Source organism: Spirosoma daeguense, from assembly GCF_054776875.1.
This window is the reverse complement of sequence record NZ_BAAHBF010000003.1, coordinates 500,040-520,637: the sequence shown is the minus strand read 5'-3', so window position 1 is coordinate 520,637 and position 20,598 is coordinate 500,040. Positions and strand designations below refer to the sequence as shown.

Sequence of the window (20,598 nt, the reverse complement as noted above, 5' to 3'; positions counted from 1 at the left end):
AACCTATAATGTGTACAACAACTACTCATTTGCTACGTAGAACGTGGCTTCCTCTGCTTGGCCTGACAGCACTGGCTTTGGCAGGGCAACCAGCGTTAAGCGCTGTGCCAAGTAGCCCGCCTTCGCACACAAACCCAGCTCAGGAAAGAGCCATAAGCGGTAAAGTGCTCTCTTCCGACGATAACAACCCACTACCCGGGGTTAACGTAACGGTAAAAGGTTCATCGCGTGGTACAACCACCGACGCTAATGGTACGTATCGAATTAGCATTCCGAACGATCAGGCCGTGTTAGTATTTTCCTCGGTCGGCTTTGTTTCTCAAGAAGTTACCGTTGGTAACCGTTCTTCGATCGACATTACAATTCAGGCCGACAACCGCTCCCTGAACGAGGTTGTTGTTGTCGGATATGGTACGCAGAAGAAAAGTCAGTTAACAGGTGCCATCTCCTCGGTAAGCGCGAAGCAGATTACCGAAATGCCTATTACCAACATTGGCCAGGCTATGCAGGGCCGGGTTGCCGGGGTCGACGTAGCCCAGTCGGGTAGTAAGCCAGGTGCAACACCAACGATACGTATTCGGGGTCGTCGTTCATTCAATGCAGGTAACAACCCACTGTACGTTGTGGATGGTGTACCGCTCACGGGAGATCGGAATGAACTTTTAGGAACTCGCCCATTCGATTTTGCATCGGGCGGTTACGAGGATTTGAACCCCAATGATGTTGCCTCGCTTGAAATTCTGAAGGATGCTACTGCAACAGCAATCTACGGAGCCAGAGGTGCAAACGGCGTAGTTCTGGTAACTACGAAACGCGGCAATAACAACGGCAAAACGACTATTAGCTACGATGCGTATGCGGGTGCTACTGAGGCACTTGACAAAGTACATTTGTTTAGCGGACCTGAATTTACGGAGTACGTTCGGGAAGCCTATCGTTCTACAGGTTTGTATAAAGATGCCACCGGAAAGGACGTACCAACTGGCGTAGCAGACGCGTTTGCCGACTCAAAAGTGGCCGTTTTGGGTGGCGACCCTGCCGTAGCAGCAGGTATTGCAGCCAACCGGAACACCGACTATCAGTCGATGCTTCTTCGCCCAGGATTCCAGCAGAACCATTCGCTGGGTATTCAGGGAGGGAATAATAAAACACAGTTCTATATTTCGGCAGGTTATTTTCTGGATAAGGGGATCGTTCCAGGCCTAGATTATTCGCGTTATTCACTTCGGGCCAATGTCGACCACCAGATTAACAAAGTGATCAAAGTTGGCCTCTCGGCCTACATGATGTATAGCACCCGTAACGGAACCAGCCTTAACCCGTATCGGTTTACGCTTCAGCAGAATCCACTTGGCCGGCCATATGACGATAATGGAAACATTATCTTCGCTCCTACTAATGATGCGCTGTTGACCAATCCACTTGCCGAAATTGTGCCAGGTGCTCAGGTTGATTTAACTAAGAAATACCGGATTTTCAACAGTGTTTATGCCGAAGCGAATATTATTGACGGACTTAAGTACCGTGTGAACTTCGGACCGGATTTCGCGGTAGCGCAGAATGGTCGCTTTGTAGGCTCTATCACAAACGACCGGAAAGGTGGCGACCCATTGGCTTCGACCTATAATCAGGTTGGTTTCAACTATACGCTCGAAAACATCCTGACTTATAATAAGACGTTTGGTGACCACAATCTGGGAGTTACCGCTTTACAGTCTATTCAGCGCGATAATTTCGAATACAGCAACGTTTCTGTACAGGGTGTTCCGGCTGAATCGCAACAATATACGAATGTAGGCAACGCAAGTCTGGTGCTAGGAGTAGGCAGTAACCTGATTCAGTGGACAATCAACTCGTTCATGGGTCGTGTCAATTATGACTACAAAGATAAATATCTGGTAACTGCGACAATTCGGCGCGATGGCTCAAGCCGTTTTGGTGAAAACACAAAGTATGGTAACTTTCCCGGTATTGCTTTAGCCTGGAATATTAACAATGAAGAGTTTCTGAAAGGCGTTTCCTGGCTCGATCAGTTGAAACTGCGTGTTAGCCGTGGATCGGTTGGTAACCAAGGGGTTGTGCCTTATCAAACACAAGGTCTGTTAGGACGCACAGTATATGCTTTTGGTACTACCGGTGCTTTCGGCTATCGCCCGAATACAATTGGCAACCCTGATTTGAAATGGGAAACATCAACATCGTCAAATATCGGTATTGACTTTAGCCTATGGAGAGGTCGTGTAGCTGGTTCTATTGAGTTCTACCAGACCAATACAACAGACTTGTTGCTGTCTGATCAGTTACCAACATCTATTGGCTTTAACGCCGTAACCAAAAACATTGGTGAAACCCGTAACCGAGGTGTTGAGATTAGCTTATCGACTGTGAACGTTAATACTGCTGGTGGATTTAAATGGACTTCCGATTTCGCCTTCACGAAAAACAACGAAGCTATTGTCTCGCTTTATAATGGCCCTATTGATGACGTAGGTAACAAATGGTTCATTGGCAAACCATTAACGGCTTTTTTCGACTATAAGAAAGCGGGAATCTGGCAAACAAACGAAGCTGATCTGGCTAAATCATTTCAGAGTTCTGTTGGTCAAATTAAGGTACAGGATACAAATAAAGATGGCAAAACGACAGCTGATGACCGCGTATTTCTGGGATCGGACATACCTAACTTCAGTGCCGGTATCACAAACCGCTTTAGTTACAAAGGGTTTGACCTGTCATTTTTCGTATACGGTCGGTTTGGTCAGACAATCCTGAGTGGTTTCCACCGCGACAACAACCAGCTAGCTGGCCGTTATCAGCAAATCAAAGTAGATTACTGGACACCTAACAACCCAACCAACGAATTCCCACAACCTAAGTCGACTCAGGAGTTCCCGGTGTATAACTCGGCGTTGTTCTACTTCGACGGTACATTCGTGAAAGTTCGCAACATCAATTTTGGTTATACGTTCTCGTCTAAGTTAGTTCAAAAGCTGGGCATGGAGTCGCTACGTCTGTTTACCAGTATTCAGCAACCATTTATCTTTTCAACGTATCGGTCGAAATATAACGGTGTTGATCCTGAAACCGCCAATGGCACTATCAATAATGATGTTACGCCCGCTACTCGTGTAACCACTTTTGGCCTGAACGTAAAATTCTAAATTCGTGAGTAGTGGTTGCTATGTCTGCGAAAATTTCAGAATCACATATTAGTAACCATTACGTATCTCGAACTCAAACTTTAGTTTCAAAAAATCATGAAATCTATATTTTCAGCAAAATCATTCCGTTATCTGGGCCTTGCAGCTCTCCTGTTCACCGGGCAGGCCTGTAAGGATATACTGGATGAAAAAGTAATATCCAGTATTGGCAATGATTACGTCAATACAGCCAAAGGCTTCGAAGATGCCAGTAAAGCTGCCTATTCGTCACTTCGGAATTTTTATGGTACCGAGCGTGGCCTGACCCTGACCGAATACGGTACAGATATTTATCGGGTCGGAGCTGATGGGAGCTATAAAGGATTTCACTTTTACGATACCCAAATGAACAGCTTCGTTGATTATCTTCAGCAGGTTTGGGAAGAGCTGTATAAGGGTATCAACACCTGTAATACCGTAATTGGCCGTGCTCCGACTGCTGCCGTTTCCGATGCTTTGAAGAAACAACGTGTAGCAGAAATGAAATTTCTTCGGGCTCACTACTACTTTATTCTAATGCAGCAGTGGGGTGGCGTTGACCTTCGGCTGACCGAAACGTTGGGGCCAACTAAAGTAACCAAGCGAGCAACAGAAGCGGATATTTATAAAGCGATTATAGCTGATCTTGAGGGAGCAGTAGCAGACTTACCAGCAACTAAAGCCTCTGCTCAAGCTTCAGGTGATTACGGTCGGGCAACTAAATCGGCAGCCGAACATATGCTGGCCCGTGTATATCTGACCAAAGCTACCTCATCGGCTAAAGCAACCGATGATTATGCCAAAGCTGCTACGTATGCTCAAAATGTAATTGCCAATTATGGGTATAAACTGTTGCCCGATTTTGCCAGTGTATTTGCGCAGGGAGGTGGAGAAATCAATGATGAGGTCATTTTTTCGGTCCAATATACATCTGACCCACTAACCAACATCAACTCGGCTAATACGCTAAACGGCAATGGTAATAACCTGCACTTGTTTTTTACGATGCGGTACGACATTCAGGCGGGTATGGTACGTGATGTCACTTATGGTCGTCCTTTCAGACGATTACGTCCAACGACGTTCTTGATGGAAACGGTTTTCAAAGATCGGGTTAATGACTCTCGCTATAAAAAATCGTTCCAAAGCACATGGCTGGCTAACGCACCTGGTACCTACAACACCAGTTTTGATAATTCGAAGGCCAAAGTAACTTTTAAAATGAATGATACAACCATCTTCATTCCTGGTTACGAAATGCCTTTAGCCGAACGTGCGGCCAAACCGTATCAGGTGCTGGTGCCAAGTGCTTATAACGGAGACTTATTTCCTCCATTAACTAAATTTATGGATCCGCAACGTCCCGACCGTACTTACGAACCAGGTAGCCGCGATTTCTTAGTCTTCCGTCTGGCAGAAACATATCTTATCCTAGCCGAAGCCCAACTGAAGCAGGGCAAAACAGCCGAAGCTGTGACCGCTATAAATATGGTACGTCGCAGGGCTGCCAATCCTGGTAAAGAGACTGCAATGGAGATAACGACTGCCCAAATGGATATGGAGATGCTTATGCAGGAACGTGCTCGCGAATTAGCTGGTGAGCAATTGCGGTGGGCTGATTTGAAACGCTGGGGAAATCTGGTAGAACGGGTTAAACTATACAACCCCGACGGTGCCGCGAATATAAGAGACTACCATAACCTGCGCCCGATTCCTCAAACGCAGATTGACCGTACCGAAGGTGGTAGCGCAAGCTTCCCACAGAATACTGGGTTCTAAAGAATGAACGAGCGAAAAAGTAAACGAGTGAAAATAATCCGTCAGGACTTTTCGCTCGTTTACTTTTTAGAACAGTAGAATTAGGAAAATCCCACTTCTTTTAACGTAAACTACCTGTTTCACCAGTTCTAAATCATGCAGGAAACTGTAAATCGACGGCAATTTCTCGCAACAACGGGCCTATCGACATTGGCCTTACTAGCAAGTTCAAAACAACTATTCGCCGGAACTTCTATACCTACTGGCTTAAAGATTGGCTACTCAGCTATTACGTGGGGAAATACTGACGCCCAAACCGTTCAGGCAATTACCGACGTATCGGCTCTGGGTTACCGGGGTATTCAGCTACGTGCCAATACGTTTGGCCCCTACAAAGCCAAACCGTCAGAACTCAAAGCCATACTCGATCAACACAAGCTAACGCTGGCAATGTTTTCGAGTGGTAACGTAGAGATTGACCCGGCAAAAGAGCAAAGTACGATTGATATGCACGTAGCGCATGCCAGTTTCGTAAAAGCGCTTGGCGGATCGGCCTTTCAAATGACCAATAGTCTCCGGCCAAAAGATCGACTCCCAACCACCGAAGAACTGAAACGGCTGGCGGCAGTAATGAATGAAATTGGCAGACAAACCGCCGATATGGGCGTACAAGCAACGTACCATAATCACATGCATCAGCTCGGCGAAACACCCGAAGAAGTAGATGTGATTGTTCAGACAATGAATCCCAAGTATTGCAAACTCCTCCTCGACATCGCGCACTACAAGCAGGGCGGTGGTGAACCCGAAAAGGCAGTTAAACAATACAAAGACATTATTCATGCGCTGCATCTGAAAGACACTATGTCGCCCCGCCCCGACAAGCCTAATGATCCTAAAGCGTATAAATTTGTTGAGTTAGGTCGTGGAAATGTGAACGTACCAGCTGTGATGAAAGCACTGGAAGAGATTAAATTTAAAGGCTGGGGCGTTATTGAATTAGACGGTGTGCCCGAAACCGACAAAACACCAGCTCAGTGTGCCGCAATCAATAAAGATTATATTACCAAAACACTAAAAATTCCTCTGTAAATCTGTGAGTGTTCTCCGTAAATTTTTGTGTCATTTTGTAAGTCACAGAGATGCAAGGAGGAAGCACAGAGATTCATAGAGATGTTCATTATGAAACAACTGGTTATTTCTGGGTTTCTGCTGCTGAGTCTCATGGCTGCTGAAGGCCCGCAAGCACCAAATACGCTGAGTCCGCAGGAAAAAAAAGCAGGATGGAAATTGCTTTTCGATGGCAAGACAACCAACGGTTGGCGAGGAGCTTATAAAGATAAATTCCCAGAGAAAGGCTGGACTGTTACGGATGGTTCATTAACCATTCAACAGTCGGATGGCAGCGAATCTGAAAACTTTGGCGATATCGTTACGAACGAGGAATTCAGCAATTTCGACCTAATGTTCGACTTCAAACTGACCGAAGGCGCCAATAGTGGTTTGAAATATTTCGTAGCAGAAGAAAGCCCGAAACCCAAAGGATCAGCGTTTGGCCTTGAGTTTCAAGTCCTTGACGACGATAAACACCCCGATGCTAAAATGGGACGTAATGGCAATCGCACGGTTGGATCGCTTTACGATCTGATTCCGGCCAGCAACAAAAAAGCAAATCCGATTGGCCAATGGAATACGGGCCGGGTTATATCGAAAGGTAACCACGTAGAGCACTGGCTGAACGGCACTAAAGTGGTTGAATACGAACGTGGTAGCGAAAAATTCCGGGAATTAGTAGCGATGAGCAAATATAAAGCCCCCAGCTATAATTCGAACGGACGTTTTGGCGAAGCTCCAAAAGGTCATATTCTGCTGCAGGATCACGGAAATCGTGTCTATTTTCGGAACATGAAAATCAAAGTACTCTAAATCCTATTGACAACCAGTCGTTAGACTTTCAACAAAAAAGTCTTTCTCTCTATATCAGCTTATTAACGCTATAATCCTTATGGAAAATCGTCGCGAATTCATAAAAAAATCTGCTTTGGCCGGACTCGGAATGAGTTTTTCAGCCAGCAGTTACGCTCGTATCATTGGTGCCAATGAACGGGTTCGGGTTGGTATTATCGGCTTCTCAGACCGGTTCCGTCAATCGCTGGCTCCAGCTTTTGGCGAACATGCCAAAGCGCAGAACTTCGCCTTTGTTGGCGTATCAGACATCTGGAATCGCCGTCGCGATGAGGCCGATGCTTTTTTGAAAGCCAAAGGGTTAAATGATAGTTCGTTTTTCAAAGCACGTAACAACGACGAACTGCTCGATCGTAAGGACGTTGACGCCGTAATTATCAGCACTGCCGACTTCCAGCACGCGCTGCACCTTGTCGATGCTGTTGAATCGGGACGCGACGCTTATGTGGAAAAACCTTTCGCAGAAGCGCTGGACGATGCCCGTAAGGCCGTAAAAGCCGTTGAAAAAACAAAAAAAATCGTTCAGGTTGGTTCACAACGCCGGTCGGCCCCTAACTACCATCAGGCGAACGACTTTATCAGATCAGGCAAATTCGGCGACATTACGATGGTTGAAATGACCTGGAACGTAAACCAGCCAGGTCGCTGGCGCCGGGCCAAGCTCGTCAATGAAATCAAGAAAGAAGACACCGACTGGGTCCGCTATCAGTTGAACCGGCCAAAGGTTGAATGGGACCCTCGTAAGTATTTGGAATTCCGTCTGTTCTATCCTTATTCATCGGGTATTCCGGGGCAATGGATGTCGCACCAGATTGATACCGTACACTGGTTCAGCGGTTTAGATCATCCTCGTTCGGTAGTTGCCAACGGAGGTATCTACGTGTGGAAAGATGGACGTACTAACGCTGATACGTTCACAGCCGTGTTCGATTACGGCCCAGATAACGATAAGACTAAAGGTTTCCAGGTTCTTTATTCGTCGCGGATGAATAATGAAGCGGGTGGCGTTAAAGAATACTACTACTCGAACGGTGGTATGATTAACCTCGACACGAATAAAATTTCACCCGAGGGCGGCCTTGAAGAAAAGTATGCCAAAGATATGGGTATGAAAGCAAACCTCCTGCCGACAATGTCATTAGGTGAAGCTGCTAAAATGGAAACATCGGCTAACACTGGTGGCGATCCAATGACGTCGTTGCACATGCTGAACTGGATGGAATGCGTACGTAGCCGCAAAGAAACGAATGCGCCTGCGCGTGTTGGTTTTAATCACTCCGTTGCCAACATTATGGCGACAACCGCCCTACATACCGGCAAACGCGTAACCTGGGATTCCACCAAACAGGATATTACGGTTAGCTAGTAAACGATATTGATGGTCGATAGTCAGTAGTTGCTGAGTCCGAAACGGCAGCTATTGATTATCGACCATTGATTTTAAAATTCCGGCCCCAATCTGGCAGTTGAGGCATTTTTTTACAGAGCAGAATTCATTGTAAAGCTCAATAGCTGCTTGTGAATCAAAAGCAGTACGTACACTTAGTCCGAAAGTATTCCAATTATCAGTCAACTGATTTTTTTCGGCGGGAAGCTGCTCCAGCAACCGAATAGCTCGATCAATATAAGCGGGTTGTCCGCGATGATGGGCATAAGCCGCCAATAACGGCACTACTGTGTTAACAACAATCAATATTGCAGAACTTGGGCCTAGAATAGAAGCCGCCCTTTCTGTCGTTTTCCCAAAACGATAATGCGATTGCCAGTAGGTTGACGGAGTTATCTGTAATGATGTTAGTAACGTAGCAACCTCATCAGCTTCAATAAATAGCGAAAACAAACTCGTATGCTTCGTTAGCAGACTGGCAAGCTGCGCAATACGTAGTGTCGGGAAATTAGCAGGTCTTAATCTGCCCCATTTCCAGAAATGTGCTTCTAACTGCTGGTTGGTCAACTCATATTTTGTGGCCAGAAAACGATACTCCCGTTGAAGTATGTCCAGATATTCGTCCGATTCATCTGTCTCCAACAAGCCTGCGGCACCAAATAGCATCGATTCAACCTGCAACAAAACGTCGCGATGTTTCCGAATTGCTTTTAACGGTACCGCTCTACTTAGCTGCGCCATTGGCTCGGCATTTATCCGGAAACCCATATTGATTGCCAATAGTCGATACGTTGCCTCCTCCCAATCGCCTTTGGTTTGTTCAACCAGTTGCTTTACATCAGCCGCTTTACGTTCAAGCCGCTGCAACATGGCTTTATCCAGCATCGACGTAACACGTAATGGCGATACCGAACGAAATAAACCAGCACAGGGAATTGAGTCTTGGTTATCAATAAAGGTCTGATAACGGGATAATAACAACGAGTCAGTACGTTGGGAAAGTTCTAACGTAGGCAACAACGTACCGTTCGTACGTCTTACAGTTTTACCCGCTGCGGAGTCATCCTCCCACACTACATGCAGAATTACGTTATCGTAAGCCCGGTCATGTTGGTGTCCATGCGCCAACCAATCCGATGTAAGTGTGTGCATCTCTACGTTGCCTACCCACTCCACGTCATTAATTAGCAGTCGCGCATTAGTAAAATCTGGCCCCGCATTAGAGTTCCTAAATCCCGGATGTACTACGTGTACCCATTCACCATCTGTAGTGATAAGCTCCGTTTTCGTGAAATATTGGAATTGCCAGATGAAATAAAGTAAAGATTCGGGCACAGTAAGACTAGTAGTATATATTGGCAAACATTTTAGACACTCGCCAATATATACAAAAATCTTCCAATTAATTACTAACCCCGAAACTCAGCCAGATACCGAGCCATGTCAAGCTGTAGTGTTTTTGCCTCTAGTCTGGCTTTATCGGCAAAATCAGTTCCGTCTGAAGCATACAAAATGCTACGTGACGCATTGACCAGCAACCCTCCATGTGCATTTAAACCGCGCCGTGATACGTCTTCCAGACTTCCTCCCTGGGCGCCAACGCCCGGTACGAGAAGAAAATTATCGGGAGCCAACTCTCGGATTCGACTCAATTCATCGGCCTGCGTTGCCCCAACTACAAACATTAGTTGATCAGACCCGGCCCACGTTTGTGACGTTTGAATTACACGTTCGTAAACTTTAGCGGTCATGTTTTCTAATACGTAATTCCCCCCAGCCATTACCATATCAATAGCTGGATTATAAGATAACTCATCACTTGTAATGAGTTGCTGAAAATCAGCGCTACCCACGTTCGAAGTTAGTGCGAGTAAAATGACCCATTTATTCGGATAGGCCAAAAATGGCATAACCGAATCTCTACCCATGTAAGGAGCCACAGTAACCGAATCGAAGTTTAGACCGGCAGCTTCAGGATCAAAAAAAGTTCGGGCGTATAAATCAGAGGTATTACCAATATCTCCCCGCTTAGCATCAGCAATGGTGAAGCAGTCGGCTGGAATGTAATCAAGTGTGCGCTGAAGGCTTTCCCAACCACGAGGACCTTGTGCTTCATAAAACGCAATGTTAGGTTTGTAGGCAACCGCTAAATCAGCCGTAGCATCAATAATTGCTTTGTTAAAAGCGAAAACCGGGTCAGGTTCGGTTAGTAAATGATGGGGTAGTTTGCGCGGATCGGTATCAAGACCGACACATAAATAAGACTGTTTCTGCGCTATCTGTTTACTTAATTCGGAATACGTCATGCCCTGATTAGCACCATAAACTAAAATGATGCGGGTCAAAATTACAACTTACGATGCCGGTTTCATAAATTTGTGTGTAAAACCAACTCTACGTATTGTAGCCTACACTATTATGCAAGTCCGGCAGACAGCAATTGAAGGTCTGATTGAACTGATTCCTACCGTTTTCGAAGACGAGCGTGGTCATTTTTTCGAGTCCTATAACAAATCCCTCTTTGCATCATTAGGTTTGACCATGGACTTTGTTCAGGACAATCAGTCGTTTTCTGTAAAGGGTGTCCTGCGGGGATTACATATGCAGAATGAACCATTCGCGCAAGGGAAACTCGTACGGGTAATTACCGGACAGGTATTAGATATTGCTGTGGATTTACGGCCTGATTCGCCTACCTTCGGTCAATATGAAGCATTTTTGCTGGATGCTAAAATTGCGAACATGGCTTATATTCCGGAAGGATTTGCGCATGGCTTTGTAGCATTGGAAGACAGCGTTTTTAGCTATAAATGCACAAACGTCTATAACAAAGCTTCGGAATCGGGCATCATCTGGAACGACCCTGATCTAAACATCGACTGGGGCGTTCAGAATCCGATTGTATCGGGTAAAGATCAGCAACTAAAGCCTTTGCGGGAAGTGTTTCCACAGGCAGTTGTCTAGTTAAAAGTAACGTAGCACAGCAAATCAATTGGCTGTGCTACGTTACTTTTCATACATTTCTTCAAGAATTTTTCGGGCTACTTTCCGCGCCGACAAGGGATTTTGCCCCGTTACCATCCGCTCATCGACCTCGATATAGGGCAGAAACGGAATAAGGTTTTTACTATACAGCGCATTTTTCTGACGTAACGCATCTTCAAGCAAAAACGGCAGTTCGCTATCCAGCCGAATCAGTTTTTCTTCCATATTCGAAAATCCAGCCAATTGTCGATCTGCCACAAGAGAATCTCCGTCTGATAACGTAACGTTCAGCAGGCCGCTTACGCCATGCCCAATTGCGGATACCATACCCCCGTTTTCGTAGACCTGCCGAACAACTGACTGTAACGACTGATTATCAGGGAAATCCCACATAGTACCATGCCCTCCGGCAAGGTAAAGAATCTGATATTTTTTAGGATCAATTTCGGCTAAGCTAAGGGAGTTTTCCAGTTTCGAACGAAAAGCAGGATTGTTATACCACTTTTCATTGATCGTATCACGCCGATCTATACTACGTTCGTCGATCGGAATCAGACCACCTAATGGGCTGGCGATATCATAGGGTAAATTCCGATCGGCTAGTTCGTCATAAAAATGAGTTACCTCACTTAGCCATATGCCCGTTTTCTGTGCTTTACCCGGATAGTCTGAATGATTAGTGCAAACGATTAACGCACGATAGATAGGATCCATGAGCCGGAATTGAGTTCGACGGCTGAAGTTCGATGTAAATTTTTAAAGTTCAAACCTTCAATTCTTAATGAAGTACAAATAGCTATCGGACTGATTCTATGAATAGTCTCACCACAACCATTTTAAACATTATCAACAAATCTGCCGAATGACCAATTACTTACTTTTTCACTTATGAAACAAGTAATACTCCAATCATAATTTCCCAAATTAGCCTGTTTACCACTTTTATATGTTGTTATTTTGGGTATATTTGTTTGTTAACCGTACTGTACTAAACTATTATGCAAACTCTCTCTTACGAATCGCTACAGGCAGAACATGCCTGGATGATTGTGTCGGATCAGCTCCAGCAACGTAATAATATACTGGCGAAGAGTATTTCGCAGATGGAACGTAAGCCAAGTAACTTACCAATGGCAGGTCGTCTTATTATGTTACGTTACCATCTTAAAATGAGTTTGCGCCAGCTTACCCAGGAAGCCCGGCAACAGAATCAGCTAATTCAGACTAGCAATCGATTAACAAATCAGTGGATGCATGTGCATCAGTTATTCTTTTTGCTACGTCAAATCGATACAGAGCTTGGAAAGGCAACCAATGAAAGTGATTCGCTACGTACCTGGATGGGGTCACTTCAGGGGCGCGTTTATCGGTCAGGGTTACTCCATTTAAATTAATCAGGCAACAGTTTTTTCTCCAAAACAGAAAGAGGAATGCGGTTGCATTCCTCTTTCTGTTTTGGAAGTATATCACCGTTTCCGGTTTGCCATGATATATCGTGTTTTCTTAACTACAATTGGTATGCAACCTGGTGTACAAACAATACCGGGGTCGGGATCAACGGGAGTCGTAACCACGTCATCGCTAGGTCCGTTTGGACTTTGGGCAATCCATTCCAGCTCCATATAATCACCAGGCTTAGAAGCTGTCGAAACTGTTCGCAACTCAATCTGACCAATATCATGATCCAGCCAATCGATGTTTCGACTTAAATCTACTTCATAAGTCCGCATCTGTCCGTCGTTAATTACGGAGAATTCAGTGTATCGATTCGGGTCCCGACTCAACACCTTGTCCTCAACCCGGCGCCAGCTTAGCCTAAATTTATCACTTTGGCTCTTGAAGGCACCACGTATATACATTTTGGGCGTATTCCGGCCTTTCCAGAAAACATATGGTGATTTAATATGGTCATTTTCAGGATCATCTAGAAGAATGTGGAGCTTATCAACAATTGGCCAGCCGCTGTCCTTTGCCGTATAATAATACCAGCCACTGCGAGTAGACTTAAAGCGATAATTTGGCCCGGCAAATGGACGTTTCTGATTATAAACGTATGACCGAATTTCGTTATAGTGCCCCAGAACAAGCTCATAATCCCATTCATGCACAATATTGTGATCGAGCAAAACAAAATTAACCGCTGCTATGTATGATGATGACGTACTGAATTCGGAACCATTGCCTTCGTCGCCAAAATAGCCCCATTTCCAGTCGTAGTTATTAGGAACGTAGAGACCAACACCATATCCATTATCATTCACAGATGCCATCCAGGGTTCGGTAGGATAGGCATCCCCGTATGTATATGTATTCGGAAATGTTGGTTTCAAAGCATCAAGCGGAGCATTTGTGAAGGGTGAGTTGCCTTTATAATACCACGAAGTTTTGTAATCAGAGTTCAAATACACACAGGGCATTTCCTGCTGACGGGCAGCATATTGCGTTTTATCGGTTCGAGCCAGTACCACTCGGGCGTGCACTTTCACTACGTTGCCTTCCAGACGAAGCCAGTGTTCAATTGTGCCTTCACCGGGTTCATTGTTGTAGGCAAACTGCTTTGGAATTGTTTTTACATAAATCAGGTTCGACTGTCTTTGTATGCTAAGAACCTGCGACGAATTTCCATATACATCACCAGCCTGAATAGGGTTCCAGCCCAAACCAATCCAGCCCGGTTCGCCATTTTTGGAGTAGTCTCTCGGCCCTCCATACACAGCGATCTGTACCTGACGGCCAAGATCCGGATTATTTACCATGTTGGCAGTGCTGACCTTTCCACCTTTACTATCACGAAAGGCCATGTACGTAATTGAGCCCCCGTAAGCTGTACTAACGCCAACCCGAATCTGATCATTTTCAATTGTATATTCATCAGTTGGAGCACCCTGCCGCGCTGAAGGCGAGCCTCCACGGTTAGAGACAGGATTCGTTGATACTCTGGGCTGAGCAATAGCTATTCCCTGTGCGATGCTAATGACCAGCAGAGCGATCCCAAGCCAACGAAGCCGTTTATGATATGGGTAGTAAGGCATAAGTACTAGTACGATTATGTGTACTAGAAAAGCCGGGTCACAAATACTATGCCAAACAACTAGTTGCTTAATGTTACTAATTTTCAATGTAGTGCTATTATCAAAAATGGGCTTTAACCAATATCGTCAAGAAAGATCTTTCAAGGCTGTATTTAATAGCTATTCAGCTATATAATAGACTCTCTTTTGACGTATTTTTTCACTTCTGGTCAATAAAAAAAGACGTAATGTTCTGTTAAAAATGTCGTTACATCTATTCACGAAGCAGCTAATTTACTATATATCTACCATATTAGACACAAAAAAGCGCGTAGCTATAAAAAATAGTACGCGCTTTATAAGTAAATAACAATCTATATATCAATAAGTTACTTTATCAACGTAGTGAGATTAGCATCAGATACGTTACCCGATTGCACCAGAAACCGATAACGGAACGTTACTTCCTTTCCTGCCGCCAGCGTGTAATTCATTGGTTTTTCTTTACCATCGCTAAATACAGAAGGTGCCATCGGATTTGCCGCGAATAAACCGTAACCTCTTGCATGCCAATAGGTTGGATAGCCAATATTTTTCGGATTATCCGATAAAACCAGTGTAAGGGCTTCCCCATTGATTGTTCCGGTAAGCTTAACCCACGGAGCGCGCGTTCCCCAAACGGCATCACCTTCAACGCCTTCACTGCTCTTATAATGGCCAGTTACGCCAGCGTTATCAAGCACAGGCACTTTGGTTGCTACGCCCTGTGCATCGGTAAACACTTCTGGTTTATTGGACGGTTGTTCGAGCTGACGAGCCAGCCGGAGGGCAATCATTCCTTCTTTATTGTCTTTAAACTCCACCGTTTTATCAACAGCTTTCAACGTAGTGGTCCGATCAATAGTCCGGTTATTTGCGCTAGCACGAAACTCAAAGGTGGTCGTTTCCTGCAACATCACTTTTCCATCTTTATCGAGCCAGTCGGCGGTTACCACTAACTGACCTGCATCTTTCCCACTTTTTACCGACTTAATTCCTGTATGAACAATTGTACCGAATGGGCCTTTATGTTGTGGGCCAACTTCATTTGAATTATTCCAGAAGTCATGCCCGTTCACGTCGCCATAGTTGAACCACATACCAACGTGGTGCGGATGGTCAACTCGTTCACCAGCACGGGGTTCAAATGGCCACCCTCGTGTTATAATATTTCCACCAGCCGAATGGATCGGATATAAAACTGGCTTTTTCAGCACCGAAGGGCCTGGATAAATATAAGCGGTAAACGGTTTTCCGTCTACCGTAACGGCAACGCTTTTCTGAGCTTCATTTGGCGTAATCTGAATACGATTCTGAGCCTGACTGAGTCCGGCAGAAGCGGTTAATAAACAGGCAAACAATAGTTGGCGCATCGGGAGGTTGGTTAAACAAACGATGATTTTGGAACAATAAAATTGCCCCGACCTAAAAAAGCCGGGGCCAATAAAATGCTACTGACATAAACCCCACAAAAATGGGCAATTTGTATTCTAACGCACTTTATAAGTCCGATTATTACGGATTAATTTCCTAATAATATTTTATTAGTAATATCCTGATCAATTGTGATATAACCCGGATAATTAATCGCTTTATTACCAAGAGCCAGCGTTGGTTTGATTTTAATGGTTAGTTTAGAAGGCTGTGAATTTGACGCGCCTGCCAGATTTTGAACTAGTTGCGTGAAAGCATCCCGTGTTTTGGCATCCGTAATCAGTTGATACGCATTGGTGTTCAAGCGAATTGGTACACGTGTTTTGCCGCCACCCGGTTGCACTTCGATACGTTGGTTCAGAAATCCATTAAACAATTCCTGGCCAGCTAATAACACCCGGTATTCCAACTGATTAATCCCTGCCAGCTTATTGGTTGGGTTTGTAATTTCCAGATTAACACGCGCATCCAGCGGTACGTTACGTGTCAACAGACCCGTTGCCAGCCGGGGAAAACGAGCAAAATTCAAATCTTCCAGTTTCCGGAACTCCCGAATATCAATTCCAGCCAGATATACACTATCGGCCGAAGCTATGGCATACCGACAATCGCCCAGTGCTTTTGCCTGTGCAAGTTGCTGATTTACACTACAACGGCTAAAAAGAAATGGCAATGCAAATAGGGTAACAAAAAGTATCTTTTTCATATCAGTTTAACTCTTTCGTTATAAACGTTCGACAGGGAGAAAAGTGTTTGGTTTAATTGGTTTTAACAAAGACCAGTTGGGCTCGGTCGGCTTTGGCAATCTTTTTTCGAAAATCAATCCATTCAGAATAAGCTGCTGGTAGGAAACGACCTCCCTGCATCTCTATATGACGAATATACATAACCCGGTCACCCTCTATCGTTAGTTTGGAGTTGTATCTGCCAAATTTCGATTCTAACGTAACAGGTTCCAGACGAAATTCTGGCACATACCCTTTTGGGAGTTGATAAACAATCGTATCGTTATCTTCAAAAGCATAACTTGCGTCTAAATACATTCCTGTTTTTCGAGGTTGCGTTAATGGTGTTGCCAACGATAAAGCTGACATTAGATTTAGCGGCAGAAAAAGCCGCGTTCCGCTTACTGTTGCCCAGTTTCGAGCGGTTAGCAATAATGTTTCTGTAACAGCAGGAATATCTCCCGTTTGCTCTCGAAATGAAAATTGTTCCAGCTCAAACGTAGGAATTCGAATACGTTTCAGAAGCCAGCTTCGTTGGTCGTCCTGATTAAGACTATGCATCACCAGCTTGTATGCATCCTGCTGTAGACCTGTATAGTTTGTCAAAGCAGTTGCTTTGGCATCTCCCTGATCTGTCAGTTTAATGTTAATATGCCGCTGCTGACGGTTATACGCAGAGTGATACGTTGGCGTTTTAACCAAACGACCACCATCAGGTAGTACCAGCAAAACGTGTCTATTACCAGTAAAATCGCTCATATATCCGGCATGACCATGTTCGCTCGTACATTCCAGAAATAACGTGTCACGCTCATCAGGCACGCACAAGATTACGTGATTAAATTGAAAGCTCGGAAAATCGATAAGTAAATCGGGTTCATCGTCGCCAGCACGAACCAATGCAGGAATCGATTTGATACCAGCAGCTTTTAATAAGGCCTGTGCATAATTGGTCAATGCTTTACAATCGCCATATTTATTGATTGCAACTTTCTCGGCCTCAATGGTCTGCCAGCCACCTAGCCCTAACTGAATACTAACGTAGCGAGTTTGCTCCTGCAAATACCGATAAAGCTTCTTCACCTTACCTTTCGTTGTAGTTTCCTGCTTAATCAGCTCTAAAACACGTTGTTTTAGCTCATCCGGAATCATATCTCGCCCATCGTTCAATTGGTAATAGAATCGACTCACGTCGCTCCAGCTAGTTATTTTTCCTTTACGGTTCTGAACATCAAATTCGGATGGAGCTGTGTATACAATAGACAGTTGCTCAGATGGTGGTGATGAAAGTGGCTCAAATTCAATGGCTGGCAGATTGGTCAATTTCCAGATATATGTTTTTCCACCATCGGGCAATGCTCTTGTTTCCAAAGAATTAGCTAGATTTTGTTCTTTATAACGAAGTGCCAAGCCCGGTGGCATATTCACTGTATAGCTCGATTGTTCAACTGCTACGTGTTGCTCTGTTTGCGGCATCCAGGTTGGATAGAACATCAAATTGCGTTCGGTAGTCTCAACTACAAACTCTACAGTATAGGGATAAGACGGCTGCCGGGGAAACGTAGCTCGTTTTATTCGCTGATCATCGAACAAATTATAGTCACCAAACGTACTGTAGTCTTCTATATCAGACTTTTTCAGGCGTTTGATCAACTTTCCCTCAGCATCGTAAAGCGCCCCCTCAAAGGAGTTTATTCTGGAAAATTTGTCGTAAGGTATAACTTCTGTAGCTTCATCATCAGCCTCTTTATCCAGCACAGTTACAACACTTCTTGTACGCTCAGTAGCTTCGCCCGGCGATTTCACCGTAAATACTTTTTCATAAAGACGTACTACGCTATGTGCATTTTCTTTGAGCGAAGCCGGTATTGTAGAAGCTTTATAGTCTGTTTGCGCCCACGCAACCTGCATGGTAAGCAGCATTAGTAAAAAAAGTAGTTTCATTATTTTTTCTCAACTAACTCACCTCGTTTTAATACAATCGGTTCGGCGTGTTTGGCAATTACCTGATTAAATAATTCACGTAGCGCGCCATATTCTTCGGCGTAATACATTGGCTTACGTAGCAAAATGCGGCTCATCACTTGAAGTTTATTGTCGACGTTGAGCCCCACCTGAAACACAAATCGACCACCATTTTCGGGTAAAACCATCGAAACTGGTTTAGGCATTTCTTCGACCTGATAGCCTTTGGGAAGCGTATAGGTTGCCACAAATGTTTCTTCTTTCTGAAAACCGAAATCGACCGGATAGATGCGGTTGGCTTCTTTAAACGGATTACTTCCCTGCCCCTCGGTTAGCATGGGCCGAAGATAAAGTCGGTCGCCAGCCCGGCCACAGGCATCAGGAATAGATAAGGTAAAATTGGCATTGAATGCGTTAGCATCTGTGTCAATTCCTGTAAAATCAGCACTTTCAATTTGCCATACTGGGCGTTTTTTCTGAACAGCTTCCAGATACTTCGTTTTGCCATTATCAGCAAATCGTGTCCGAGCATCTAAAGCACTATAACCTGCATGTGAATGTTTCAACAAACCGGCTACTTCGCCATCCTCCTTAATGTCAAAGCTACCAATGTAAGAATCAATGTCGCGTTCTACAGGCTCCAGCGAGACAAAGCGAGATTTGGTCGGATGAATCAGCCGGCCCATCCCATTCAAACAATGTACTGGCAATACTCCCGGCACCAGCAAGGCATCTGTTGCATCTAGCAGCATATCCTTTCCTTTTACAGATACTTGAGCAATAACGTAGTTAAATCGCTTTAGCAGCGGAAACTGTTCACTGACCCGCCCATGTGCACGCGTGCTTAGAATAACTGGATTAGCATCAATATCCATTTCTCGAAGCAACGCAATAAGCATTAGATTAATATCGGCGGCATCCCCTTTCTTGTTCTCAAACACTTTTTTGATACCTACGTCTGACCACAAAGCCGCTTCTCTGGTCCACTTGATGTTCTGACGGATAAAGTTATACGCAGCCTTAATCCGTTCTAACGTATCCGTTTTTTGTGCTAACAATTCCTTCGCTTTATCCCGTAAAAAACCGGTTCGTCTAATTTGCCCACCAAATTCAGGATCGGCAAGTAGCGTTTTCCCTAACGTTTCCCAGCTCACTGAAAAGTCCTGACCAAAGCCTGTCGGTAGCTGATAACGAGCCAATTCAAAATCGATTTTATTCAGATAATCATCCTCCGTTGTCATATATGCCTCCTGACGAAACGCTGGCGCATCTTTCAATACAAATCGATAGGCCGTTGCACCTACTCCGCTATAGCCCAGAATATCAACATTGATCGGCTTTTGTTCATTAACAAGCAACGACAGATACCCATTCATGATCATTTTGTAATAAAAATAATCGGGTATAGTAATCCGATATTCGCTCCAGTTGACAGGAATATCCTGTTGAAAACGCCAGGTACGTGGGTTTACTGAAATACTGAACGGCGTTTGAATAGTATAGCTATATTCAATAATTGCGCCTTCCCGAACATTAGGTAGCGTATATTTTTCCAACCAAAGCGCATCTGATGCTTTTTCAATAAAATGGCCTGATTTACCCAATTTATCAACCAGAACCATTCCATTTGAAAGGTTATACGTATATCCTTCAAAATTACTTACAAACTCATGCTGACCAGCCTTACCACGTCTGCTAAAAATTTCAACAGTAGCTCGTTTATAGGCCGATTTTTTGTGAATCTGTATCCGAATATGCCGTTTGTAGTTCATCCATAACCCATTGTTATTCATATCAAAAAACACCTCGCCATAATCATATAGAACCGTAGCTTCGGCAGTAGAGTCAGAAGCTGTTTTTTTAAATTGATCGGGGGTTAATTGTCCTAGTTTAATATCGGGCGATTTTACATCTGACTTCTGAGCGATAGTGAAGGTATTGGCAAGCCAGAAACAAAAAATTAACATTCCTGCAAAGCGGGAAATTGAGTAAACGGTCGGCATGAATAGAAGAAAAATGAAAAAATAGAATACTTGGCAATATATATTTATTTGTACAATTAAGTAAATTGACAGGTTACTTTTACATAAAACAGGAAAACGTTACGTAGGCAATTCTATAGTTACCTTTAATACAGATTGCATTTGCGC

Annotated in this window: 15 protein-coding genes; 7 read left to right on the top strand and 8 right to left on the bottom strand. The window is 44.3% G+C overall.

Features of this window, described 5'->3' with window-relative positions; genetic code table 11:
- Positions 1 to 8 precede the first annotated feature (8 nt).
- From ACYVD4_RS11245 to ACYVD4_RS11225, 5 genes are all read left to right on the top strand, one after another.
- A complete protein-coding gene (locus ACYVD4_RS11245; RefSeq protein ID WP_460945517.1) occupies positions 9 to 3,161 on the top strand; it encodes a SusC/RagA family TonB-linked outer membrane protein in 3,153 nt (1,050 codons plus the stop codon).
- A 96-nt stretch (positions 3,162 to 3,257) separates the two neighbouring features.
- A complete protein-coding gene (locus tag ACYVD4_RS11240; protein WP_460945515.1) occupies positions 3,258 to 4,958 on the top strand; it encodes a RagB/SusD family nutrient uptake outer membrane protein in 1,701 nt (566 codons plus the stop codon).
- A 135-nt stretch (positions 4,959 to 5,093) separates the two neighbouring features.
- Entirely contained in the window at positions 5,094 to 6,029 is a 936-nt protein-coding gene (locus tag ACYVD4_RS11235; protein WP_460945513.1) for a sugar phosphate isomerase/epimerase family protein, read from the top strand.
- Positions 6,030 to 6,119: 90 nt separating this feature from the next.
- Positions 6,120 to 6,863, top strand: coding sequence for a 3-keto-disaccharide hydrolase (locus ACYVD4_RS11230; RefSeq protein ID WP_460945511.1), 744 nt, complete (start codon positions 6,120 to 6,122; stop codon positions 6,861 to 6,863).
- Positions 6,864 to 6,942: 79 nt separating this feature from the next.
- Positions 6,943 to 8,268: a Gfo/Idh/MocA family protein gene (locus ACYVD4_RS11225; RefSeq protein WP_460945509.1), complete on the top strand. Its 1,326-nt coding sequence runs from the start codon at positions 6,943 to 6,945 to the stop codon at positions 8,266 to 8,268.
- Positions 8,269 to 8,319: 51 nt separating this feature from the next.
- Here ACYVD4_RS11225 and ACYVD4_RS11220 read toward each other — a convergent pair whose 3' ends face one another.
- Positions 8,320 to 9,624, bottom strand: a complete 1,305-nt coding sequence (locus ACYVD4_RS11220) for a DUF2851 family protein (protein WP_460945507.1) — start codon at positions 9,622 to 9,624, stop codon at positions 8,320 to 8,322.
- 74 nt (positions 9,625 to 9,698) lie between these two features.
- A complete protein-coding gene (pyrF, locus tag ACYVD4_RS11215) occupies positions 9,699 to 10,595 on the bottom strand; it encodes an orotidine-5'-phosphate decarboxylase (RefSeq protein WP_460946211.1) in 897 nt (298 codons plus the stop codon).
- Between the two features lie 112 nt (positions 10,596 to 10,707).
- Between pyrF and rfbC the strand changes: the two genes are divergently transcribed.
- Positions 10,708 to 11,253, top strand: coding sequence for a dTDP-4-dehydrorhamnose 3,5-epimerase (rfbC, locus tag ACYVD4_RS11210; RefSeq protein ID WP_460945505.1), 546 nt, complete (start codon positions 10,708 to 10,710; stop codon positions 11,251 to 11,253).
- 42 nt (positions 11,254 to 11,295) lie between these two features.
- Here the strand turns inward: rfbC and ACYVD4_RS11205 are convergent, their stop codons facing one another.
- Complete coding sequence (locus tag ACYVD4_RS11205; RefSeq protein ID WP_460945503.1) at positions 11,296 to 11,988, bottom strand: type 1 glutamine amidotransferase domain-containing protein; 693 nt, start codon at positions 11,986 to 11,988, stop codon at positions 11,296 to 11,298.
- Positions 11,989 to 12,272: 284 nt separating this feature from the next.
- Here ACYVD4_RS11205 and ACYVD4_RS11200 point away from each other — a divergent pair, with 284 nt between their 5' ends.
- The gene (locus ACYVD4_RS11200) at positions 12,273 to 12,668 is read left to right on the top strand and encodes a hypothetical protein (RefSeq protein WP_460945501.1); all 396 of its coding nucleotides are present in this window, start codon (positions 12,273 to 12,275) and stop codon (positions 12,666 to 12,668) included.
- 72 nt (positions 12,669 to 12,740) lie between these two features.
- Here the strand turns inward: ACYVD4_RS11200 and ACYVD4_RS11195 are convergent, their stop codons facing one another.
- From ACYVD4_RS11195 to ACYVD4_RS11175, 5 genes are all read right to left on the bottom strand, one after another.
- On the bottom strand, positions 12,741 to 14,306 hold the full coding sequence (locus ACYVD4_RS11195; RefSeq protein ID WP_460945499.1) for a hypothetical protein: 1,566 nt from the start codon (positions 14,304 to 14,306) through the stop codon (positions 12,741 to 12,743).
- A 368-nt stretch (positions 14,307 to 14,674) separates the two neighbouring features.
- Positions 14,675 to 15,697 carry a DUF6807 domain-containing protein gene (locus tag ACYVD4_RS11190; protein WP_460945497.1) on the bottom strand — a complete coding sequence of 341 codons (1,023 nt, stop codon included), beginning with the start codon at positions 15,695 to 15,697 and terminating at the stop codon, positions 14,675 to 14,677.
- 149 nt (positions 15,698 to 15,846) lie between these two features.
- Positions 15,847 to 16,464 (bottom strand): hypothetical protein, encoded by a 618-nt coding sequence (locus ACYVD4_RS11185; RefSeq protein ID WP_460945495.1) that lies wholly within the window; start codon positions 16,462 to 16,464, stop codon positions 15,847 to 15,849.
- 52 nt (positions 16,465 to 16,516) lie between these two features.
- Positions 16,517 to 18,427 carry a DUF3857 domain-containing protein gene (locus ACYVD4_RS11180; RefSeq protein ID WP_460945494.1) on the bottom strand — a complete coding sequence of 637 codons (1,911 nt, stop codon included), beginning with the start codon at positions 18,425 to 18,427 and terminating at the stop codon, positions 16,517 to 16,519.
- A complete protein-coding gene (locus tag ACYVD4_RS11175) occupies positions 18,427 to 20,415 on the bottom strand; it encodes a transglutaminase domain-containing protein (RefSeq protein WP_460945492.1) in 1,989 nt (662 codons plus the stop codon). The genes ACYVD4_RS11180 and ACYVD4_RS11175 overlap by 1 nt, the downstream gene beginning before the upstream one ends.
- Positions 20,416 to 20,598 lie beyond the last annotated feature (183 nt).